Source organism: Pseudoalteromonas sp. MBR-15, from assembly GCF_053628915.1.
On record NZ_JBRJHH010000003.1, the window covers coordinates 100,042 to 119,956 of the forward strand.

General features: G+C 42.7%; 14 protein-coding genes and 1 riboswitch. Of the genes, 6 read left to right on the forward strand and 8 right to left on the reverse strand.

Annotation, left to right across the window (positions count from 1 at the left end):
• Nucleotides 1-141: 141 nt before the first annotated feature.
• Both putA and ACSSVW_RS05490 read left to right on the forward strand, forming a co-directional pair.
• Nucleotides 142-3,945 carry a bifunctional proline dehydrogenase/L-glutamate gamma-semialdehyde dehydrogenase PutA gene (putA, locus tag ACSSVW_RS05485; RefSeq protein ID WP_036970837.1) on the forward strand — a complete coding sequence of 1,268 codons (3,804 nt, stop codon included), beginning with the start codon at nucleotides 142-144 and terminating at the stop codon, nucleotides 3,943-3,945.
• Nucleotides 3,946-4,170: 225 nt separating this feature from the next.
• Nucleotides 4,171-5,379 (forward strand): HD-GYP domain-containing protein, encoded by a 1,209-nt coding sequence (locus ACSSVW_RS05490; RefSeq protein ID WP_065978031.1) that lies wholly within the window; start codon nucleotides 4,171-4,173, stop codon nucleotides 5,377-5,379.
• Between the two features lie 25 nt (nucleotides 5,380-5,404).
• On the opposite strand, the gene ACSSVW_RS05495 is transcribed toward ACSSVW_RS05490, so the two are convergent.
• Both ACSSVW_RS05495 and ACSSVW_RS05500 read right to left on the reverse strand, forming a co-directional pair.
• On the reverse strand, nucleotides 5,405-6,484 hold the full coding sequence (locus ACSSVW_RS05495; RefSeq protein WP_454178992.1) for a general secretion pathway protein GspB: 1,080 nt from the start codon (nucleotides 6,482-6,484) through the stop codon (nucleotides 5,405-5,407).
• 13 nt (nucleotides 6,485-6,497) lie between these two features.
• Entirely contained in the window at nucleotides 6,498-7,418 is a 921-nt protein-coding gene (locus ACSSVW_RS05500) for an ExeA family protein (RefSeq protein ID WP_036970843.1), read from the reverse strand.
• A 195-nt stretch (nucleotides 7,419-7,613) separates the two neighbouring features.
• On the opposite strand from ACSSVW_RS05500, the gene ACSSVW_RS05505 reads away from it, so the two are divergent.
• Nucleotides 7,614-8,723 carry a tRNA nucleotidyltransferase gene (locus tag ACSSVW_RS05505; RefSeq protein ID WP_065978028.1) on the forward strand — a complete coding sequence of 370 codons (1,110 nt, stop codon included), beginning with the start codon at nucleotides 7,614-7,616 and terminating at the stop codon, nucleotides 8,721-8,723.
• Here the strand turns inward: ACSSVW_RS05505 and ACSSVW_RS05510 are convergent.
• From ACSSVW_RS05510 to ACSSVW_RS05525, 4 genes are all read right to left on the reverse strand, one after another.
• Complete coding sequence (locus ACSSVW_RS05510) at nucleotides 8,711-9,172, reverse strand: Lcl C-terminal domain-containing protein (protein WP_227006851.1); 462 nt, start codon at nucleotides 9,170-9,172, stop codon at nucleotides 8,711-8,713. The genes ACSSVW_RS05505 and ACSSVW_RS05510 overlap by 13 nt on opposite strands.
• Before the next feature lie 61 nt (nucleotides 9,173-9,233).
• Nucleotides 9,234-10,910, reverse strand: a complete 1,677-nt coding sequence (locus ACSSVW_RS05515) for an Lcl C-terminal domain-containing protein (protein WP_074988864.1) — start codon at nucleotides 10,908-10,910, stop codon at nucleotides 9,234-9,236.
• An 89-nt stretch (nucleotides 10,911-10,999) separates the two neighbouring features.
• Nucleotides 11,000-11,332 (reverse strand): hypothetical protein, encoded by a 333-nt coding sequence (locus tag ACSSVW_RS05520; RefSeq protein ID WP_074988863.1) that lies wholly within the window; start codon nucleotides 11,330-11,332, stop codon nucleotides 11,000-11,002.
• A gap of 23 nt (nucleotides 11,333-11,355) precedes the next feature.
• The gene (locus ACSSVW_RS05525; protein WP_036970855.1) at nucleotides 11,356-12,072 is read right to left on the reverse strand and encodes a DUF2982 domain-containing protein; all 717 of its coding nucleotides are present in this window, start codon (nucleotides 12,070-12,072) and stop codon (nucleotides 11,356-11,358) included.
• Between the two features lie 241 nt (nucleotides 12,073-12,313).
• On the opposite strand from ACSSVW_RS05525, the gene ACSSVW_RS05530 reads away from it, so the two are divergent.
• From ACSSVW_RS05530 to msrA, 3 genes are all read left to right on the forward strand, one after another.
• A complete protein-coding gene (locus tag ACSSVW_RS05530; RefSeq protein ID WP_036971758.1) occupies nucleotides 12,314-13,366 on the forward strand; it encodes an efflux RND transporter periplasmic adaptor subunit in 1,053 nt (350 codons plus the stop codon).
• Nucleotides 13,367-13,369: 3 nt separating this feature from the next.
• On the forward strand, nucleotides 13,370-16,468 hold the full coding sequence (locus ACSSVW_RS05535) for an efflux RND transporter permease subunit (protein WP_065978026.1): 3,099 nt from the start codon (nucleotides 13,370-13,372) through the stop codon (nucleotides 16,466-16,468).
• A gap of 85 nt (nucleotides 16,469-16,553) precedes the next feature.
• The gene (gene msrA / locus ACSSVW_RS05540; RefSeq protein ID WP_036970858.1) at nucleotides 16,554-17,087 is read left to right on the forward strand and encodes a peptide-methionine (S)-S-oxide reductase MsrA; all 534 of its coding nucleotides are present in this window, start codon (nucleotides 16,554-16,556) and stop codon (nucleotides 17,085-17,087) included.
• A gap of 60 nt (nucleotides 17,088-17,147) precedes the next feature.
• On the opposite strand, the gene ACSSVW_RS05545 is transcribed toward msrA, so the two are convergent.
• Entirely contained in the window at nucleotides 17,148-19,001 is a 1,854-nt protein-coding gene (locus ACSSVW_RS05545) for a TonB-dependent receptor domain-containing protein (RefSeq protein WP_454178993.1), read from the reverse strand.
• A gap of 34 nt (nucleotides 19,002-19,035) precedes the next feature.
• Nucleotides 19,036-19,191: riboswitch (cobalamin riboswitch) on the reverse strand.
• A gap of 216 nt (nucleotides 19,192-19,407) precedes the next feature.
• Nucleotides 19,408-19,890 (reverse strand): YajQ family cyclic di-GMP-binding protein, encoded by a 483-nt coding sequence (locus ACSSVW_RS05550; protein ID WP_074988861.1) that lies wholly within the window; start codon nucleotides 19,888-19,890, stop codon nucleotides 19,408-19,410.
• Nucleotides 19,891-19,915: the final 25 nt, after the last annotated feature.

Genomic DNA, 19,915 nt, shown 5'->3' on the forward strand with positions numbered 1-19,915 from the left:
ACGGTATGCCCTGTAAATTATCGTAAATCGAAAAATATAACCAGCATATTCTGCTGGATTTTAATTAGAATGCACGGATTATATCAATGGTAAGAAATACTTTTAGTTTATTTCTAGACTCCACATACCAGAGGGTTACATATGCTATTTAATGGCGATTTGACAACTGAATGTCCAATTAGACAAAAGATCCGCGACTTTTACCGTATAGATGAAAATGCGGTTATCGATCACATTTTGCCTTTGGCTGAAGTAGGCGTTAAAGCCCGTAGCCGAGCGTGGGAACGTGCTCGTCAAATGGTTTTAAATATCCGTCGCGACCAAGATGGTCAAAGCGGTGTCGATGCACTGTTAAACGAATTCTCACTATCGAGTGAAGAAGGCGTTGTTTTAATGTGTTTAGCAGAAGCATTACTACGTGTTCCAGATAAGGCAACGCAAGACTCGCTTATCCGTGACAAGCTTGCCAAGGGTGATTGGAGTTCGCATTTAGGTAGCAGTGACTCTTTATTCGTAAACGCCTCATCTTGGGGTCTGTTAGTAACGGGTAAAATGGTTAACTACAGCGACAAATCTAAAGAGCAACAATTTGGTGTGCTTAAGAAAACCATTGGTCGTTTAGGTGAACCGGTTATTCGTAAATCTGTGAACTTCGCGATGAAGATCATGGGTAAGCAGTTCGTAATGGGTCGTACCATTGACGAAGCAATTGAACGTGCTGCTGATAAAGAACAAAAAGGCTACGTATACTCATACGATATGCTAGGTGAAGGCGCGCGCACCATGAAAGATGCTGAGCGTTATTTCCAAAGCTACATGACAGCCATTCATGCAATTGGTAAAGCTGCAAATGGTCGTGGCCCAATAAAGAGCCCGGGTATTTCAGTGAAAATTTCTGCGATTCATCCACGTTACGAGTTCACGCATCGTGAACGTGTTATGGCTGAAATCGTACCAAAACTAAAAGAACTTGCACTTGCAGCTAAAAGCTACGATATCGGCTTTACGGTTGATGCTGAAGAAGCTGACCGTTTAGATATCTCTTTAGATATTATCGAAGCGGTATTCAGTGATGAAGAACTGGGTAACTGGCAAGGTTTCGGTTTAGCAGTTCAAGCCTACCAAAAACGCGCTATTTTCGTTGTTGAGTGGGTTGCAGACCTTGCACGCCGTGTTGGCCGCAAATTAATGGTTCGTCTTGTAAAAGGCGCATACTGGGATACCGAAATCAAAACCACACAACAAGATGGTTTAGATCACTACCCTGTATTTACCCGTAAAGCGACTACCGACGTATCATACAAAGCCTGTGCGATTAAACTGCTTGAAGCACGCGATGTTCTGTATCCGCAATTTGCAACACACAATGCTTATACAGCAGCGACGATTTTAGAAGTTGCAAAAGGCGATCACGAAGGCTTCGAATTCCAACGTTTACACGGTATGGGTGAATCACTGTTCGACCAAATCGTTGAACAAGAAAAAATTCAGTGTCGTGTATACGCACCCGTAGGTCAGCATGAAGACTTACTTGCATACTTAGTACGTCGTTTATTAGAAAACGGCGCTAACTCATCGTTTGTTAACGCGATTGTTGATACCACTCAACCAGTTGAAGCACTGTTACCTGACCCAGTTGAAACACTGCAAGGGTTGCGTAATAAGTACAACACGCAAATCAAGATGCCTATCGATTTATACGGTGACGAGCGAGCGAACTCAAAAGGCATGGATTTAACTGACATCAATGCCATTACACCATTTAAAGAAAACCTAGACACCTGGTTTGCAGAAAATCGCATTGAGTTAAATGATGTACCAGAAGGTTCAATTGCAGTTAAAAACCCTGCGAACCACAAAGAAATCATTGGTCATGTGAAACTACAATCATCTGACGAGATGACTGCGCTTCTTGAAAATGCTGAAAAAGCGTTTGAATCATGGTCACAAACACCGGTTAAAGAACGCGCTAACTTACTTCGCCGCATCGCTGATATTTTAGAGCGTCACCACGATGAACTCGTCGCTCTTTGTATTAAAGAAGCGGGTAAAGTGGCGCAAGATGGCATTGATGAAGTGCGTGAAGCCGTTGATTTCTGCCGTTATTACGCTGCTCGTGCTGAAGAGTTATCTGAAGATGAGCGTTTTGAAGCGCGTGGTGTGATCTTATGTATCAGCCCATGGAACTTCCCGCTTGCTATTTTCTTAGGCCAAGTTGCTGCTGCTATCGTAACGGGTAACACGGTGATTGCAAAACCAGCTGAGCAAACAAGTTTAATTGCGCTTCGTACAATTGACCTTATGTTATCTGTTGGCTTACCTGAGCATGTTGTACAACCTGTTATTGCACGTGGTAGCGAAGTAGGTAAGACAATTGTACCTGATGAGCGTATTCAAGCTGTGATGTTCACAGGTTCAACTGAAACAGGCACAATCATCTCGCAAACACTGGCTGCACGAAACGACATTCAAGTGCCGTTAATTGCAGAAACAGGTGGTCAAAACTGTATGATCGTTGACTCAACAGCGCTTCCTGAGCAAGTTGTTGATGATGTGATCAGCTCTGGCTTCCAAAGTGCGGGTCAACGTTGTTCTGCATTACGTGTTTTATTCTTACAAGAAGATATTGCTGATGGCATCATTGAGATGATCAAAGGCGCATTAAAAGAGCTTCATGTTGGCGACCCTTCATTACTTTCGACTGACATTGGTCCTGTAATTGACGAAAAAGCACTGAAAAACTTAAACGAACACGTTGAATACTTAAAAGGTAATGCAACACTTCATTACGAGTGTGCTATTCCTGATAACAACGAAAATGGCGCTTATTTCTTCGCACCGCGTTTATATGAAATTAAAGACCTTTCTGTACTTAAACGCGAAGTATTTGGTCCATGTGTGCACATTATTCGTTTCAAAGGCTCAGAGCTTGATAATGTGATTGATCAAATCAATGGCACAGGCTTCGGTCTAACAATGGGTATTCACTCACGTATTGAAGAGCGTTGTGAATACTTAGCAAAAATGTCTCGTGCAGGTAATGTGTACGTAAACCGTAACATGATTGGTGCAATTGTTGGTGTGCAACCATTTGGTGGTCGTGGCCTTTCAGGTACTGGCCCTAAAGCAGGTGGTCCTAACTACTTACAACGTCTTGTGAAAGAAAAAGCGTCACCTGATAACGTACAAATGACGAACCTATCACCTGATGAGCTAGACACTCACCATTATTCAGGTGCGGCTGAGCAAGTTGCTAAGCTAATGGAAAACTCATTACGCGATGAAAAAATCTGGCGTGCAACACCGTTAAACGACCGCGTTTCTGCGGTACGTCAGTTGTTAGCAAAAGTCGCTACTGTCGAAATTATCGACGAGCTTGCTGATGACTTAGCATTAACATTAGCCGATGCACGTGCGCAGCTTAACCGCCTTGAAAAGCACATGCGTAAACACACTGTATTACCTGGACCAACAGGTGAATCTAATACGCTTCACCTTGAGCCTCGTGGTTGTGTTGTGTGTTATGCCGATAAGAGTACTTCATTTAACTTCTGGGCGATTTCAATTATCACAGCACTTGCTGCGGGTAATACAGTCATCACCGTTGCATCTGAACTGTTCTACGAAGAAGCGGTTGCTTTCAAAGACAAGTTTATTTCAACAGGTATCGCCGAAGGTGTATTCCAAGTTGCTAAGCCTAACCAGTTACAAGCTATCTTGGCACACCCTCACCTTGCCGGTGCGGTTGTAGCAGCTCGCTCATCACGTTTAGGCTATTTCAGCCAACAGTTAGCACAACGTAAAGGGGCGATTCTGCCAGTGATTAGCTCTGAGTACTACGATACGTTAATCAAGCGCTTACTGACTGAAAAAACAATCAGTATCGATACAACAGCGTCAGGGGGTAATACATCACTGATGACGCTTGTTGAAGACGATGAGTAAACAGCGCATAAAAGTTAACTAACTTTGCTGTTATAAAATCTAAAAGCCCCTGTACCTAACAGGGGCTTTTTTATACCCAGATAAAATACCCTAACATTAAGAAAAACAACCACTTTATAGACGAAAAGCTGCTCCAATTTCAAAATTATCACCTTTATTATTATTTACTAGAAGACAAAATATCTGCTAGGTTAAAGGTAATGTATTTAACTTGAAGTAAAGGCCTTGAAAACTCTCCCTATTGATCAACTTAAGCCCGGTATGTTTGTACAAAGCGTTACAAAGCAGACAGGCAAAATCCGCATTAAAAACCAAGGATGGGTGAAGACTCAGGGAGGTATCGATAAACTAGCTAAAGCGGGTATCTTAGAAGTCGTTATCGACCCCGATAAAACGCTCACAATGAGCAGTGACAATAAAGTGGAAGAGCAGCAAAACACTTCGCCGCCAGAGCCGCAAACCGTCGCCCATAACCCCTGGCATACATCGCATAGCGTGTCTGCAGAAATGGCCAAAGCGAATAGTTTATACAACGAAGCAAAATCACTCCAAAGCAAAGCATTTAATGATATTCGTACTGGTAATAAAATTGATATTGCGCCATTTCAAGAATTGGCCAGTGGCTTTATGGACTCCGTTTTCCGTAATCAAGATGCCCTTGCCTGCATTACCAGAATGCGCGAAAAAGACGCCTATTTACTCGAACACTCAATTAACGTTTCAATTCTTATTAGCATTTTTGCCAAACACTTAGGCATCGATAAAAGCATCATTCAAGAAATAGCGACAGGTGCCCTACTGCATGATATTGGCAAAATAAAAATACCTGATGAAATACTCAATAAGCCAGGTAAGTTAACAGACGAAGAATATCAAATCATTCAAGACCATGCCCGTTTCAGCAAAGAAATATTAGAACAATCAGGCCTCAGTGGCATCGCAGTTGAAATTGCGGGTTTCCATCATGAGCGATTAGATGGCAGCGGCTACCCATTCGGTAAGCATGGTGATGAATTAAGCCTGTACGTTCGTATGGCGTCGATTGTTGATGTATATGACGCACTCACCGCAGAGCGAGTCTATAAAGCCGGTATGGAGCCAATTAAAGCATTTAAAATTCTAAAAGATGGCTGCCCAGATAGTTTTGATGGCGACCTTGTAACGAAATTTATTCAATGTATCGGTATTCACCCTGTCGGCACCTTGGTGAAACTTGAAAGCCAAAAGCTTGCCGTGGTTACACGAAGTAACCCAAGCAGCCCATTAAAACCCGTGGTAAAAGTGTTTTATAACGCCAAACATGCACACTATACCGAAGTGCAAGATATTGATTTAGCAAATAACCGTTGTCACGATAGCTTAGAAGCAGCAGTCAGACCCAATGACTTTAATGTCGATCTGATCCGCTTCTTCAAAAACTCAATTTTGCCATAACCACTATTTTTAAATATAAGACTGGCTACTCAGGCCAGTCTTGCAGTGCTTTTAACGTAAACTCGTAACCGTCGTAACTAAATAAACTTTGCTCAGGTGTGATTTCTATCACATTGAGTACGCCAATGTTATCGCCTTCATACAATTCACGACCATTTATCTTTATCCAACGTTTAGAGGCTTCAGAGGCATAAATATGCGCCTGATACTTAATTGTTGGGATCAAGCTTTGCAGCGAGTCAGGCAGCAGTTCGACAGGCTCTGCGTATGATGAGTTTTTAGTACTGCGCGTTATATCAGCCACATGCTTATTATCGACATCTTGCACTGCTCTCTCGAAGGCACTTTTTAAGTTATTAGGCACGTCGTTAAATTCGTCATCAACCACGGTTTGGTTGACTTGCGATGGGCTTTGATCATTTAGCGGCTTACCCAGCACCTTGTATTTGCTCATGTCAATGTCTCGACTGCTCATTTGCTGCGGTGTCATTTGTTGCATTTGCATTGGCTGCGAAAATTGCGGTTGCTGAGGCTGATAAATTGGCTGATTTTGATACACAGGCTGTTGATAAACAGGTTGCCCTTGATAACCTTGATTAGCATAAACAGGCACAGTATTAACGGGTACTTGCACCCATTGATATTGCTGCCCTTGCACAGGAACTTGCTGCATCATTTGCTGCTGAGGTGCGACTGTAACAGGCACTTGGCCCATATTATTCGCAGTATTGTTAACAGGTGGATTAGCCTGTGTATTGGCAGATTGCGGAACGGCTGTTGCGGGTGCCTCCTCTTTTACAGGTACATTATTTGTATCTGTTGCCGCTAAAGTATCTGTTGCTTGTGAAGAACTTTGTGTCTCTTCAGCACTGTTACTAGTAACTTGCTTTTGCGCAAAAGGTTCATTTTTTTGCAGCCATTTACCAATAGAGAAGCCTGCCATCAGCGTTAAAATAACCGCTAGTAATAACCCAAACGAAAAGGCAAGACGGCGATAACGGGTTAATTCTTGTTGTTGTTTAAGCTGCAGAGCAGCGTGGTCATGATCAATCGCTGTTTGCTCGTGTTGACCAGATTGTTTAATTGCATCTAAAAGTAATGACATAAATGATCACTCGTTATATTAGGTAAGATAAACCAATACCCATACCCAATACGGCTAAAAATGAAACAGGATAAAGCCAAACATAACTTGGCTCTTTGTTCGCAGTTGACGAAATAGGCGCACTGCTTGGCGGTAAAGCTTCAACTGCTGAGCGCATGACAAGCTCACTATCAATGCTCAGCTTTTGCTGTGAAAAAGCCCCAACTAAGCAGCGCTCACACAATAAATTAATAAGCCTTGGCACCCCTTCTGTTACTTGGTAAATCGCTTTTAAGGCATCAGCAGAAAAGAGCGCTTGTTCAGTGCCTGCTTTGAGTAAACGGTGTTTAACATAAGCAAACACTTGGCCTTCGCTAAGCGGTAATAAGTGGTAACGCGCCGTTATACGTTGAGCAAGTTGTCTAAGTTCGGTGCGTTTTAATAGCTCTTGTAGCTCAGGCTGCCCAACTAACACTATTTGTAGTAACTTTTTATGATCTGTTTCTATATTCGTCAATAAGCGTAATTGCTCAAGCACATCGGGAGCCAGCAACTGTGCTTCATCGATAATTAAGATGGTATGACCGCCTGCTAAATTATTCGCCTCAAGATGCTTTTTAATCACATCTGTTAAGGTTTTTAATGTGGCATTTTCGCTGTCATAGTCAATCTTAAGTTCGTCGCAAATACTGGCTAGCAATTCAAGTTGAGACAATGCCGGGTTGTGAATTTGTGCGACTTGCGTGTTTTCAGGTAACTGCTCTTGCAGACTTCTGGTTAATGTTGTTTTACCTGTTCCCACTTCGCCGGTTAAAAGTACAAAACCGCCGGCTTCACCTAGTCCATAAGTAAGGTGCGCTAAGGCCTCTTTATGACGCTCACTAAGAAATAAATATTCAGGATTAGGGGCAATCGAAAAAGGTTTTTCTGACAAGCCAAAATAGCTTAAATACACCGTGATGTTCCTTGCGTTTAAAATCACGGCCTATAATGGCAAAAAACTACGCGACTTAAAACCTTGTTCGTACGTTATACTAAAATTACTTTAAGATAAAAAACACGGCCCCGAATAAAGCGCCTATTTTTTGGAGTTTGGGTATCGCTGGCAAATAACGTAAAATACCGAAAAGGTAAAAATAATAGGTGTACTATGCAGGTTTATTTGGTCGGTGGCGCTGTAAGAGACGCACTGTTAGGTCGTGAAGTAAAAGAACGCGACTACGTTGTCGTAGGTGCAACTCCCGAGCAACTAATTAAACAAGGCTACCAACAAGTCGGCAAAGACTTTCCTGTTTTTTTGCACCCAAAAACAAAAGAAGAATATGCACTTGCCCGAACTGAGCGGAAACAAGGCCAAGGTTATACGGGATTTATCTGCGATTTCACGCCCGATGTCACTTTAGAACAAGACTTAATCCGCCGAGACCTAACTGTTAATGCAATAGCGCAAGCCGAAGATGGCACATTAGTTGACCCTTTTGGTGGGCAAAGCGATATCGAGAACCGTTTATTACGCCATGTTTCAGATGCGTTTTCTGAAGATCCGTTACGTATTTTACGAGTCGCCCGATTTGCTGCTCGTTATCATTATTTAGGCTTTTCTATTGCGCCAGAAACAGAACGTTTGCTTATTGCGATGGTAAAAGCAGGCGAGCTTGAAACACTCACAGCGGAACGAGTTTGGTTAGAATGCGAAAAATCTCTTAGTGATGGCGCATTTGCAGAGTTTTTAAATACTCTCTTTAAAATTGGAGGCTTACATGTGATCAGCCCCACGTTAGAATCACAGTGGAGTGATGCATTGTATCAAACGATGCAAGCGCGCTTTGATTATGCCAACAAGCACTCTATTACAGACACAGCATTACTTTTTAGCCAAGTGACACTCTCGCTGACAGAATCTGATATTCACACAATCGCACAGCAGATCCGTCTACCAAATGAAGTGCGTGATGTTGCTCTTAACACTGTTGCTCATCGTTCAATATTGACTGACAAGCAGCCGGATTGTGACGCACTGCTAGGCTGTTTTAACCGACTTGATTTATGGCGTCGTCCTGAGCGTTTAAACGCCGTACTCAAGGCGTTAGAAATAAGTGAACAAAAGCCAGTGGCATGTATAACACAACTACACCAAGTGACTGAACAGGCAAGCGCTGTCGATCCACAGCAATTTATCGCCCAAGGAATTAAAGGGGCCGACATAAAAACCGCGCTTGAAAACGCGCGGCTATCTATCATTAAAAATTATTTTTCATAACGTACGAGTCGCAGAAATACATCGGATTCTTTAGCGTGAAGACTGTTTATGCCTTTATCAAACTGATAAACCCAAGCAAGGTCTGTTCGCTCTTTTCCTGATGTGCTGCTCCAGTAATTTTGCAGCTTAGTAGCAAGAAAGACACTTTCGTTAATACTCGGCTGCACGCATCGATGCTCTAAAATACTGGCTAACTCTTTTACATTAGGCACATGCCAATCAGAAAAACCGGCAAGACGCGTATTCTTTGCACCGCGTAATGCTTCACCCCAGGTTAGCTGCTGGCTGGTGCCTTCACATGTTGCCGTTGCACTATTGTAAGTTTGTCCAAAGCTACAACGTTGCCACATTAAGCCTGTTTCTACATCACTTACCGTGCCATTTTCGTTAATGACAAAGCGGCTGTCTGGGGTCGTTTGCGTTACCGCATCGTAGCAAACCTGCGCCATAGCAAATGTAGGCTGTGTTGCCAGTAAGGCAACCGATGCATAGAAAGATAGTTTACGCATATTATTCTCCCGGTGTTCTTACTAAGCGGACAAAGGCGGTTTTCCCTTTCGGGTAGGCCAAGTCGTTTGCGCTACTCATATCAATGATATATGCCTGCGACAAACTGGTACCATCCACAGCGGTTTGTGATGTCCAATACGGCATAAACGGGTTGCCATCATCGCTTAGCTGAATATTGCTTGGCTGATTTGGAAAAAACTCACTGTTGAGTAAGCTTGCTTCACCTTGTTTAGCGTAATCCAGTATTCCCAGAAGTTCGGTATAGGTAGGAACACGCCAATTAGTGCCGCCGCAAAAATCAATCGCATTCACTTCATTCACATACGTTTGTAAACCACACGCAGTGTTACTTGGGCACGTTGAGTTTGCTGCACCTTGAACACTGCCCGTTTGTACCCCGTTGTTACTATTTAAATACCACGTGTAATGATTTGTTGCTGCACGGTTAGTGGTTGCCGGTGGCAGTGTGGCACTTGCCGCTTTTACTTCCCAAATTAAGCCTGTCACGTTATCGCGTACACAACTAAAGTTTACTGCGTCGTCTGGCAGCTCATCCGCAAATTCATTTAATTTTGTAAAATCAAATGCCAAGTCACCTTGGCCTACTTTATCAAGTTGATTAGCAACACTGTCACGCCCTAAATCTGCATCTTGAGCTGGGAAGTTGTCACTTTTGCAGTTAATTTTTTGCGTGTTGTTATAGCAATCGCTCATGCCCGTATCATTTATAAGGCCGAGGGGTTTAGGGCTGATACCAATCACTACCGTATCTGTATCACTGCGCGATTTACTGTCGGTGACGGTAACCTCAAAACTAAGTTCTGTGTCGGTATCAACATCAGGGGCAATGAATGTGGTGATACATTGATTTTGATTTGCAAGGGTGACTATTTCACCCGTTAGTTGTTCCCAATAGCACTGTTTGGTTGCAGTCACAATTTCACTGTTACTTGCATCAAGCGTAACGGTATCAAACTCTATAACTTGCTGATCTTCCCCAGCGTTAGCAATGATTACTTCAAGGGTTTTATTAAGCGTAAATGACTGTTCAGAGCTTGCAGAGCCCCCTTCATCATCGGTCACTGTTAGTCGCCATGTCATTGGCGTGTTTGATTCTAGCAGCGGGTGAGTAAAGCTAATCGTTTGATTATTAAAGCTATCAACGGTTAAATCTGGGCCCGAAAGCTGAGTCCATAAATAACTGTCTATCGAACCATTTTCATCAATATCGACAGACTCTTCACCACTGAGCACAATAGTATCATTGTATTTTGAGGGCAGTTCTTGCGGTGCAGTTTGCGTGATCACGGCAACAGGCAGCTGGTTATTAGAGGTAATGAATATGCTTACTTCATCACTGACTAACTGACCATCACCCGTTTGATAATTAACTTTAAGTACGAGCTCTGAGTCTCGCTTAATATCAGGGGCAGTGAGAGTTTGCTCAGCACCTTCTGCTGGGAACCCCTCTACAACAGGGCCACTTACTCGTTGCCACGTAAATGTTCCATCAGCAGGCGAGCCCTTAGCCAATAATGTAAACTCGCTTTTTTCAATAATTTGCTGATCAGCTCCAGCATTAACTGTCGCAGCGATTGGTGTTGTGTCACTCGACCCACCGCCCCCACAGGCTGTGAGTGTCGTTAATGCAACAACTACAAGAGGCACTAATCTCATGTTTACCACCTTAAAATGCAACGTTGGCTTTATAACCAACGGCCAAATAAGAAGATAACTAGCAAGTAAAGTGCCAAGAACACCCTAAATTATAAGTAACTTTCTTGATGAATACGCACAAACAATTTAGTGCCAATTTTACTGTAATCTATCTTATATTCTCGGCCATCAAGGGCTTGAATGAACAATAGACGTTTTTCTTCTGCAAAAACATCAGGGCTGGTGATGTAAACCATTTCGAGGTAACGCTCTTTTGCTTCACGACGGTTTTTTGGCAGATCTTCTTTAAACGGTTCAAGACCATTTTGTGTCACTTTTATACGTGGGTGGTTTTCGCCATTCACAATTACTAAGTCGAGTTTTTTATCTTTATGAATAATTGTGTTTCGACCACTTTTAATAAAAGAACGTTCTTGACTCATAGCCTTTTCCTACTTACTGCCACCTAATTACTTACATCTTTCTGTAAACGAGTATTGATAAATTCACTAGGGTTTAATTTCCAACGATTCAAATCTGCACTGAATTGCCAAATATCAGTATCAAGTGCATTGGCAGGCAACAATAAATCGTACCCTGTCAATTGCCTCAAATGCTGCGTACGATTAGCAAACATGGCAATCAATCCTTTGTAAAGCTGACCACTAGGGGCAGTGTAGTCCGTCTCTTCAACTAACCATTCTGATGGGCAATTGCCATTTTTGCAATGTTTTTGAACAACTTGCATAAATATATGACGTTGTTCTATTAATAATCGCCCTGCAATTCGTGGGTGAATCTGAGTTAAAAATTCATCTATGTTATTGAGTTTAATACCAACTGCGTTTAACTCAAGGTATTCTAAGCCTTGTTCCACTTTTGGGACACCACTGTGGTGAAAGTTTTCTCGTTTTAATTGCCAATGCCCAACTTTATGATGATATATAAGCAACTGATTAGTATAGGTAAAGCTATAATAAGGCTCTTGTGTTTTTAAAAAGCCGACAAATATAGCAGCAAGGCAGCTACTGACTAAAAAAATTTCCACTATACTAATCTCACCGGGACGTAGCAGGTTAAAGAGCATAATGAATACAAGCCCAATGCCTCCGACCAATAAAAACTCAATACCATGTCGCGAAGCCTGTGCCCGTACCTTTAAAATCGCGTTTTTGTTATCCATACACTGAAAAGTAAAAAATAAACATTACAATTGTGACCAAAACAATCTTTCTAAGCGTTAAACAATACGGACACTTGATTTGTTTACTCATACTTACACCTCTCTTCTCATAACAATTAAGGAACAAATGCGCTGAACTTTTAACTTTTACGCCAAATGCACAAATATATGAGATACCTGACATACGGGGCACGTACTAATTTTGTACACTACACTCAACTAATTTTCTGGTAACACGATGATGTATTCGACACAATCTGGTAAAGCGCTTTTTCCTTTTATTATTACCCTTTTGCTAGGGTTATGTATTTATTTATATTTACCTTCAAGCCAAGGCGAGCAAAGCAACTTTGGAGACCGTTCAACCCAGGTTGTCGCACATACCGTCACGGCTGAAGAAAATGCCGTTTTAATCGAAGCGATAGGCAGCGCGCGCGCGAATCAAGCGATCTTCATTCGCAGTGCACAAAACGACTATGTGACTGATATATTTTTCAATGATGGCGATTTAGTAAGTAAAGGTCAAAAACTAGTTCAGTTACAAGCACAACAAGAAGAATTAGCAGTAAAAGAATTAAGTATCAATTTACGTGAAGAAAAACGCCAACTAGACCGCTTAACCGAACTATCACGTTCGCAAGCAACCGCTAAATCGTTACTTGAAGAGCAATTGTCTCGTGTAGATGCCACCGAAGCTCAGCTTGAAAGCGCCAAAACTAAACTGGCAGAAATGACCATTAAAGCGCCTTTTTCAGGCTTATTAGGTAAGCGTGAAATCTCGATAGGTACTTATGTTAATAGCACCACCAATATTACCACTCTCGATGATATCAGTATTATAAAAGTGGACTTTAAAGTTCCTGAAAAATACCTTGCGCAACTGCAGCTAGGCATGAAAGTCATGACTCAAAATGATGCTTACCCAGGAAAAACCTTTAACGGCAAAGTCACGCACATCAGCTCACGCATTGACTCGGTTACTCGCAGTGTTGAAGTGACGGCCAGTTTTACCAATTCAAGCGGTTTATTACGCCCTGGTATGCTGTTAAACACCGCATTACAACTGAGTTCAAACCAAGCACTCATGGTGCCTGAAAAAGCGGTAATCCCTCAGCAAGATAAACACTATGTATTCAAAATTGAAGACGGGGTTGCCAATAAAGTTGAAGTACATGTAGCGGGACGTCATAACGGGTGGGTTGCCATCGATAAGGGTCTAACAGATGGTCAACAAGTCGTAACTGAAGGCATTATCAAAATTCGCACTGGCAGCAAAGTTAGTATCAAGGGCTAAACCATGAAAATTACAGATACTAGCGTTAAACGTCCGGTCTTTGCGATCGTTATAAACTTACTGTTACTTACCTTTGGTCTCGTCGCTTTTTCGATGCTACCACTGCGTGAATACCCTGATATTGAAACCCCGATTGTGAGTGTAAGCACATCGTATACTGGGGCCAGTGCAGAAATTATTGAAACCAAAATAACCCAAGTGCTCGAAAATCGTATTTCGGGTATTGAAGGGATTAAAAGCATTAATTCGTCAAGCCGTAATGGCCGCTCAAACATCACTATTGAGTTTAATATCAGTCGCGATATCGATGCCGCATCAAACGATGTGCGTGAGCGTGTAGCACGTGCGCTTGATAGCCTACCAGAACAAGTACGCCCACCTGAGGTGTCAAAATCGAACAGCGATGAAAGTCCAATCGCTTGGTTTGTCCTGAATAGTTCGACAATGGATTCGTTGCAACTTTCTGACTACGCACAGCGTTTTATTGTCGACCGTTTAGCCGTAGTTGATGGTGTGTCGAATGTACGTGTCGGTGGTGAGCGTAAGTACGCCATGAAAATTTGGCTAAACCGCAAAGCCATGGCGGCGCGCGGGATTACCAGCAGCGATATCGAGAATACCTTACGCACAGAAAACGTTGAACTTCCCGCTGGTGAGATTGAATCGATTGACCGTGATTTTACTGTGCGTACAGCACGCAGCTATAAGGATCAACGCGACTTTAGAAACCTGGTTATTAAACGGGGCGACGACGGCTACTTAGTGCGCCTAGGTGAAGTGGCCGATGTGCATTTAGAAGCCGCTGACGACGAAAGTTTATTCCGTGGTAATGGCCGTAACATGATTGGTTTAGGCATTGTAAAACAAGCAAAAGCGAACACCCTTACGGTGGTAGACAATGCCCGCGCCGAACTTGAGAAAATAAAACGTAACCTACCTGAAGGCACCACGATTCAAGACAGCTACGACTCGTCAGTGTTCATCAAAGAATCGATTAACGAAGTGTACCGCACACTCGCTATTTCAATGGCCTTGGTTGTCTTAGTTATCTACTTATTCTTGGGGAGTATTCGTGCGACTTTAGTGCCCGCAGTTACTGTTCCTGTGGCACTCGTTGGTAGCTTTATGTTCTTGCTTGCCATGGGATACTCAATCAACTTGCTTACCCTACTCGCTTTAGTGTTAGCCATTGGTTTAGTGGTCGACGATGCCATTGTAATGCTTGAAAACATTCACCGCCGTATAGAGCTTGGTGAGCCACCTTTACTTGCTGCCTTTCGTGGGGCACGTGAAGTAGGCTTTGCCATTATTGCCACCACGCTGGTGCTTATTTCAGTGTTTGTGCCACTGGTCTTTATGGATGGCCGTATTGGCGCATTGTTCACAGAATTTGCCATGGCAGTGAGTGCGGCTGTGTTTTTCTCAAGTATTACCGCGCTAACCTTGTCACCAGCGCTGTGCTCAAAGGTACTTAAAGCCTCTGAAAAAGAAAGTAAATTTAGCCAATGGATGGATAAAACATTTGCCAAAATTGAACAGGCGTATCGTAATTCACTAGCATCAAACATGAGTCGAAAATGGAGCTTGTTGCTCACCATGATCATGACAGGCGTTGCCAGCTTCATGCTATTTCAGCAAATTCCTTCGGAACTGACGCCAAAAGAAGACCGCGGTACTTTCTTTATCATGATGAGCGGCCCTGAAGGGGCAAGTTACGAAAATAACGCCGCTAATATGGCTAAAATCGAAGAGCGTTTAATGCCATATTCAGAGTCTGGTGAGTTGAGCCGTGTGCTCATTCGTGTACCTGGCTGGGGCGGCCAAGGGGGTGTTGCAATCGTTGGTATGGCCGATTGGGATAAACGAAAACGCTCAACATGGGAAGTGATCGATGAAATTAGTGGAAAAATGCAAGAAGTGACCGACATTCGAGCCTTTGCTATCATGCGCAGTGGTATTGGTGGCGGTGGCTCATCACGCCCAATTGAGTTCGTATTACAAGGTAACGATTACGACCAATTAGCCGATTGGCGTGACCGCATTATTAAGCGTGCTGAGAAAAACCCAGGCCTTGTGCGCATTGACCACGACTATAAAGAGACATTCCCACAGTTTTTAATCAATATCGATAAAAACAAAGCCGCTGATTTAGGCGTGTCTGTATCCGATGTAGGCCGCACTCTTGAAACCATGCTAGGTCAACGTCGAGTGACAACCTTTATCGACCGTGGTGAAGAGTACGATGTGATCCTAAAAGGGACCAAAGAAGACTTTGCTAACCCAACGGATATCTCAAACATCTACTTAAAATCACGTAGTGGTGAACTCGTGCCGCTAGATAGCCTCATTACGCTAAAAGAAGAAGCGACTGCATCACGTTTAAATCGCTACAACCGTATGCGTGCGATTACTCTTAGCGCCAACTTAGCTGATGGCTACACCTTAGAAGAAGCACTGAACTTTTTAAATCAGGTTGCCGCTGAAGAGAACGACATTGATGGCGCCATTGATTACAAAGGTGAGTCTCAGCTGTTTTACGAAGGTGCATCAGCGATGACCTATGTGTTCATCCTTGCGCTGACAGTGACGTTCTTAGTGCTTGCAGCCCAGTTTGAAAGTTTTATTCACCCACTGGTGATCATGCTAACCGTGCCACTCGGTTTAGTTGGGGCCTTATTTGGTTTATGGTACACAGACTTAACGCTAAATATTTACAGCCAGATTGGTATTGTGATGCTAATAGGTTTAAGTGCTAAAAATGGCATCTTGATTGTTGAATTTGCAAACCAGCTACGAGATAAAGGCGTTGAGTTTAACGAAGCCATTACACAAGCTGCTACGCAGCGTTTACGTCCCATCATTATGACCTCATTAACAACCGTAATGAGCTCTGTACCGCTAGTACTCGCAAGTGGTCCGGGTGCAGAAAGCCGTATGGTAATTGGTGTTGTGGTATTCACCGGCGTAATTGTGGCAACCTTACTCACCTTGTTTGTTGTGCCCGCTGCGTATACTGCCTTTGCGCGTAATACACAGTCACCAGAGTACTTACAAAGTAAACTGGAACAGCAAGCGAAAGACAAACCGTTAGAAGAAATTTAGACGCTCTGTAGCTTTTAACAAAACGCCGTCTTTACGGCGTTTTGTTTTTTCAGCTATAGTCAGCAAAACAGTGAGGGAGTAAAACATGAATAACAACATACAAATAGCCACATTGGGTGGTGGCTGCTTTTGGTGTATTGATGCCGCATTCAGACGCGTCAAAGGCGTATTAAATGTAAGCTCTGGTTATGCTGGCGGCGAGATTGAAAACCCCAGTTATCAGCAGATTTGTACGGGGTTAACCGGACACGCCGAGGTCGTACAACTGGACTTTGATAGCAGCATTATCAGCTACAATACCTTACTTGAAATGTTTTTTACGCTGCACGATGCGACACAATTAAACCGCCAAGGTAATGATGTTGGCACACAATACCGCAGTGTCATTTATTATCATGATGAACAGCAAAAAGATGAAGCAGAGGCGATGATAGCAGCCTTACAAAAACAAATTCGTGAGCCGATTGTCACCGAGCTGAGCCCGCTTACACACTTTTACCCAGCAGAGCAGTACCATCAAGATTACTATAACGAAAACCCGAACCAAGGTTATTGCAGTATTCTTATTGCCCCTAAACTTGAAAAGTTCGCTCGTTATTACGCCGATAAATTAAAATGAAAAAAGCCCGCTAAGTAGGTAGCGAGCTTTTAGACGCAGAACTAATAATTTCCTTTATTATTAGAACTGATAACGGGCACCTACAAATAAGCGACGCTCTGGCGTATTGTAGTAATAAAATTCGTCGTTGATGAAATCACCATCGAGATCTTTCCCATACGCATCAACGGCGTTATATTCTCTATCGAATAGATTTTCTACGCGAAGTGACACGGTCAGGTTATCGGTTGCTTGGTAATGACCCACAAGGTTCCATAACGTGTATGAAGGTAAGTGTGTCAGTTTGCCATCTCGATCACCGCGATATTGCATATCAATACCGGCATCAAAGTCGCCCCATGCTTTATGTAATGACCAATTCACGCTGTGTTTAGATACATAGGTCAATGCATTACCTGTTTCAGTATCCTCTGCTGATAGGTAAGTAAAATTGAAGCTGTGATCAAAACCTAGCACTTGGTTTTTAAAGCTAAATTCAACCCCTTCGTGGCGAGCTTGATTGATATTCGTTGGTTGCCAAGCGCCGGATGCATTTGGTGCCCAGGCAATTTTGTTATCTATTTCACTGCGGAAAATAGCGATATCTAGGCTGATATCATTCACATTAAGTGATAAACCTAACTCTTGGTTGTCTGATGTTTCAGGATTGAGTTCTGGGTTACCAGAGCCGGGATAATACAGATCATTAAAGGTTGGTGACTTAAAGCCGGTGCTTTGGCTTAAGCGGAATGTCGCGATGTCATTTAGATGATAACCGACCGCTGCCGTATAGGTTGTTTCGTCACCAAATTGTTGGTCATCATCTTGTCGTACCGTTAGATTTGCCAGCACGTGCTCATCATCGTAGTAAGCCCCAACAAACGCAGCGAATATCTCACGACTGTCTTTTAGATAAGTGCCAGAATTAGTATTTACTTCATCTTTATACCAGTTTAAACCACCGCTAATTGTTAAACTTTGATTTAAAAAATATTGGCCGTTGTAATCGATTTGCTCACGTTCTGTCTCAAACTTATCAACCACCGTTGCACCGGTGTAGTCGATACGCGAGTCATCTGAACTGTCGCTAGAGATTGCAATATCAATCGCATGGGCGTGTTTTTCGAATGCTTTTTTCCAACCTAATGAAGCTTGGTAGTTTTCGAACTCACCTTTTTCTACTGTACTATCAGCAGGACTAAAAGAGCTATCGTATTGCGCTTCACCTTCTGAGTACTGACCCTGTAATAAAAGCTCCCCTAGTCGCTCATTTTGATAGCCTAGGTTAAAACCAAGGTTTTTATTTTCATAGCCATCTTCATCAGGCGCTACACCTTGCAATACATCAAAGCCGTCTGTTTTTTCGTAACCTGCATTAACAGAAATATCGACGTCTGCAATCTGACCACCAGTAGCCACTTGGTACTCTTGGTAAGAATCTGAACCAAAGGTGACATCCAAAGTGGTATTTTGTGCTTTACGAGTAATAATATTGATCACACCCGCTAACGCATCTGAGCCATACACAGCAGCACGAGAACCCTTAATGACCTCAACGCGTTCAATACTGTTTAACGGAATATTGCTAATACTTTTATAGCCCAGCGTTGCCGAACCTGTGCGTACACCATCAATTAAAATAAGCGTATGACGTGAGCTGGCACCCCGAAGTGAAACACCTGAACTTTGCCCAAAACCACCATTAGCATTAATTTGGAAACCGGCTTGTGTTGCCAGTAAACTAGGTAAGTCGCGAACATAGCTTGCATCGATATCAGCACGGTCAATGACTGTAACGCTCGCTAAGACTTCATTAATAGATTGTTCGAATTTATTGGCAGTCACTGTGATGTGCTCGATTGATTGCTCATCCGCAGACACAGAAAAAGACAACGCAGCAGCAACCGCTACGCCTAACGTAGATTTATTTAGCATGATATCCCCTAGCCTGTGCCCACCGCACACGCAAATAGTAAGTTAATTCAAGGCCGGTCTCCGGACTCTGCATATACTGAGCATACGCATTACCGTTGCGGGGGCAGTGTTGGCATTGTTTTCTCCTTGAAAACGCACCAGCTTCCCGATTATCTTGCTGTCATTTCAGCCTTTGAAATAGCATGTATCTAAGCAGATACAGCAAGCACCTTGAAAATAGGCTGCTATTGTGATGATTTTAGGAATAAATGTCAATGGACGTCTAAACTTCTAAATAAACTTAGATAGAAAGTAAAATAAAAAAGCCAAACACGTTTATGTTTGGCTTTAGATTAGTCACAACTTCACCGCTCTTCTAGTAGAGCTGTGCGTTCGTAGTCAGACAGTGCTTTCGCAATAAAATTAATTAATCGCGGAAGTTTTTGAATTGGAATGGTTGACCTAAATCAGCAGTACGAACAACTTGCATTGCTTCTTGTAAATCATCACGCTTTTTACCTGTTACACGTAACTCTTCACCTTGAATCGCGGCTTGTACTTTAATTTTTGAGTCTTTAATCAACTTGACGATTTTCTTTGCAACGTCTTTTTCAATACCTTGCTTAAGTGCCACATCACGCATGACGTATTTACCGCTGCGCGACTCATCCCTAAGCTCTAAACTAGACACGTCTAAACCGCGCTTTGAAATTTTCGCAGCAAGAATATCGAATAATTGCATAACTTGCTGTGGTGCTTCGGCTTTTAGCTTAATTACTTTGTCGTTTAATTCGATTGATGCATCAACACCACGAAAGTCAAAACGTGTTTCTAATTCACGCTTAGCATTATCCACTGCATTCTGCGCTTCGTTCATTTCTACTTCAGAAACAATATCAAATGAAGGCATGGGGTTCTCCTAACAAGATTTTTAA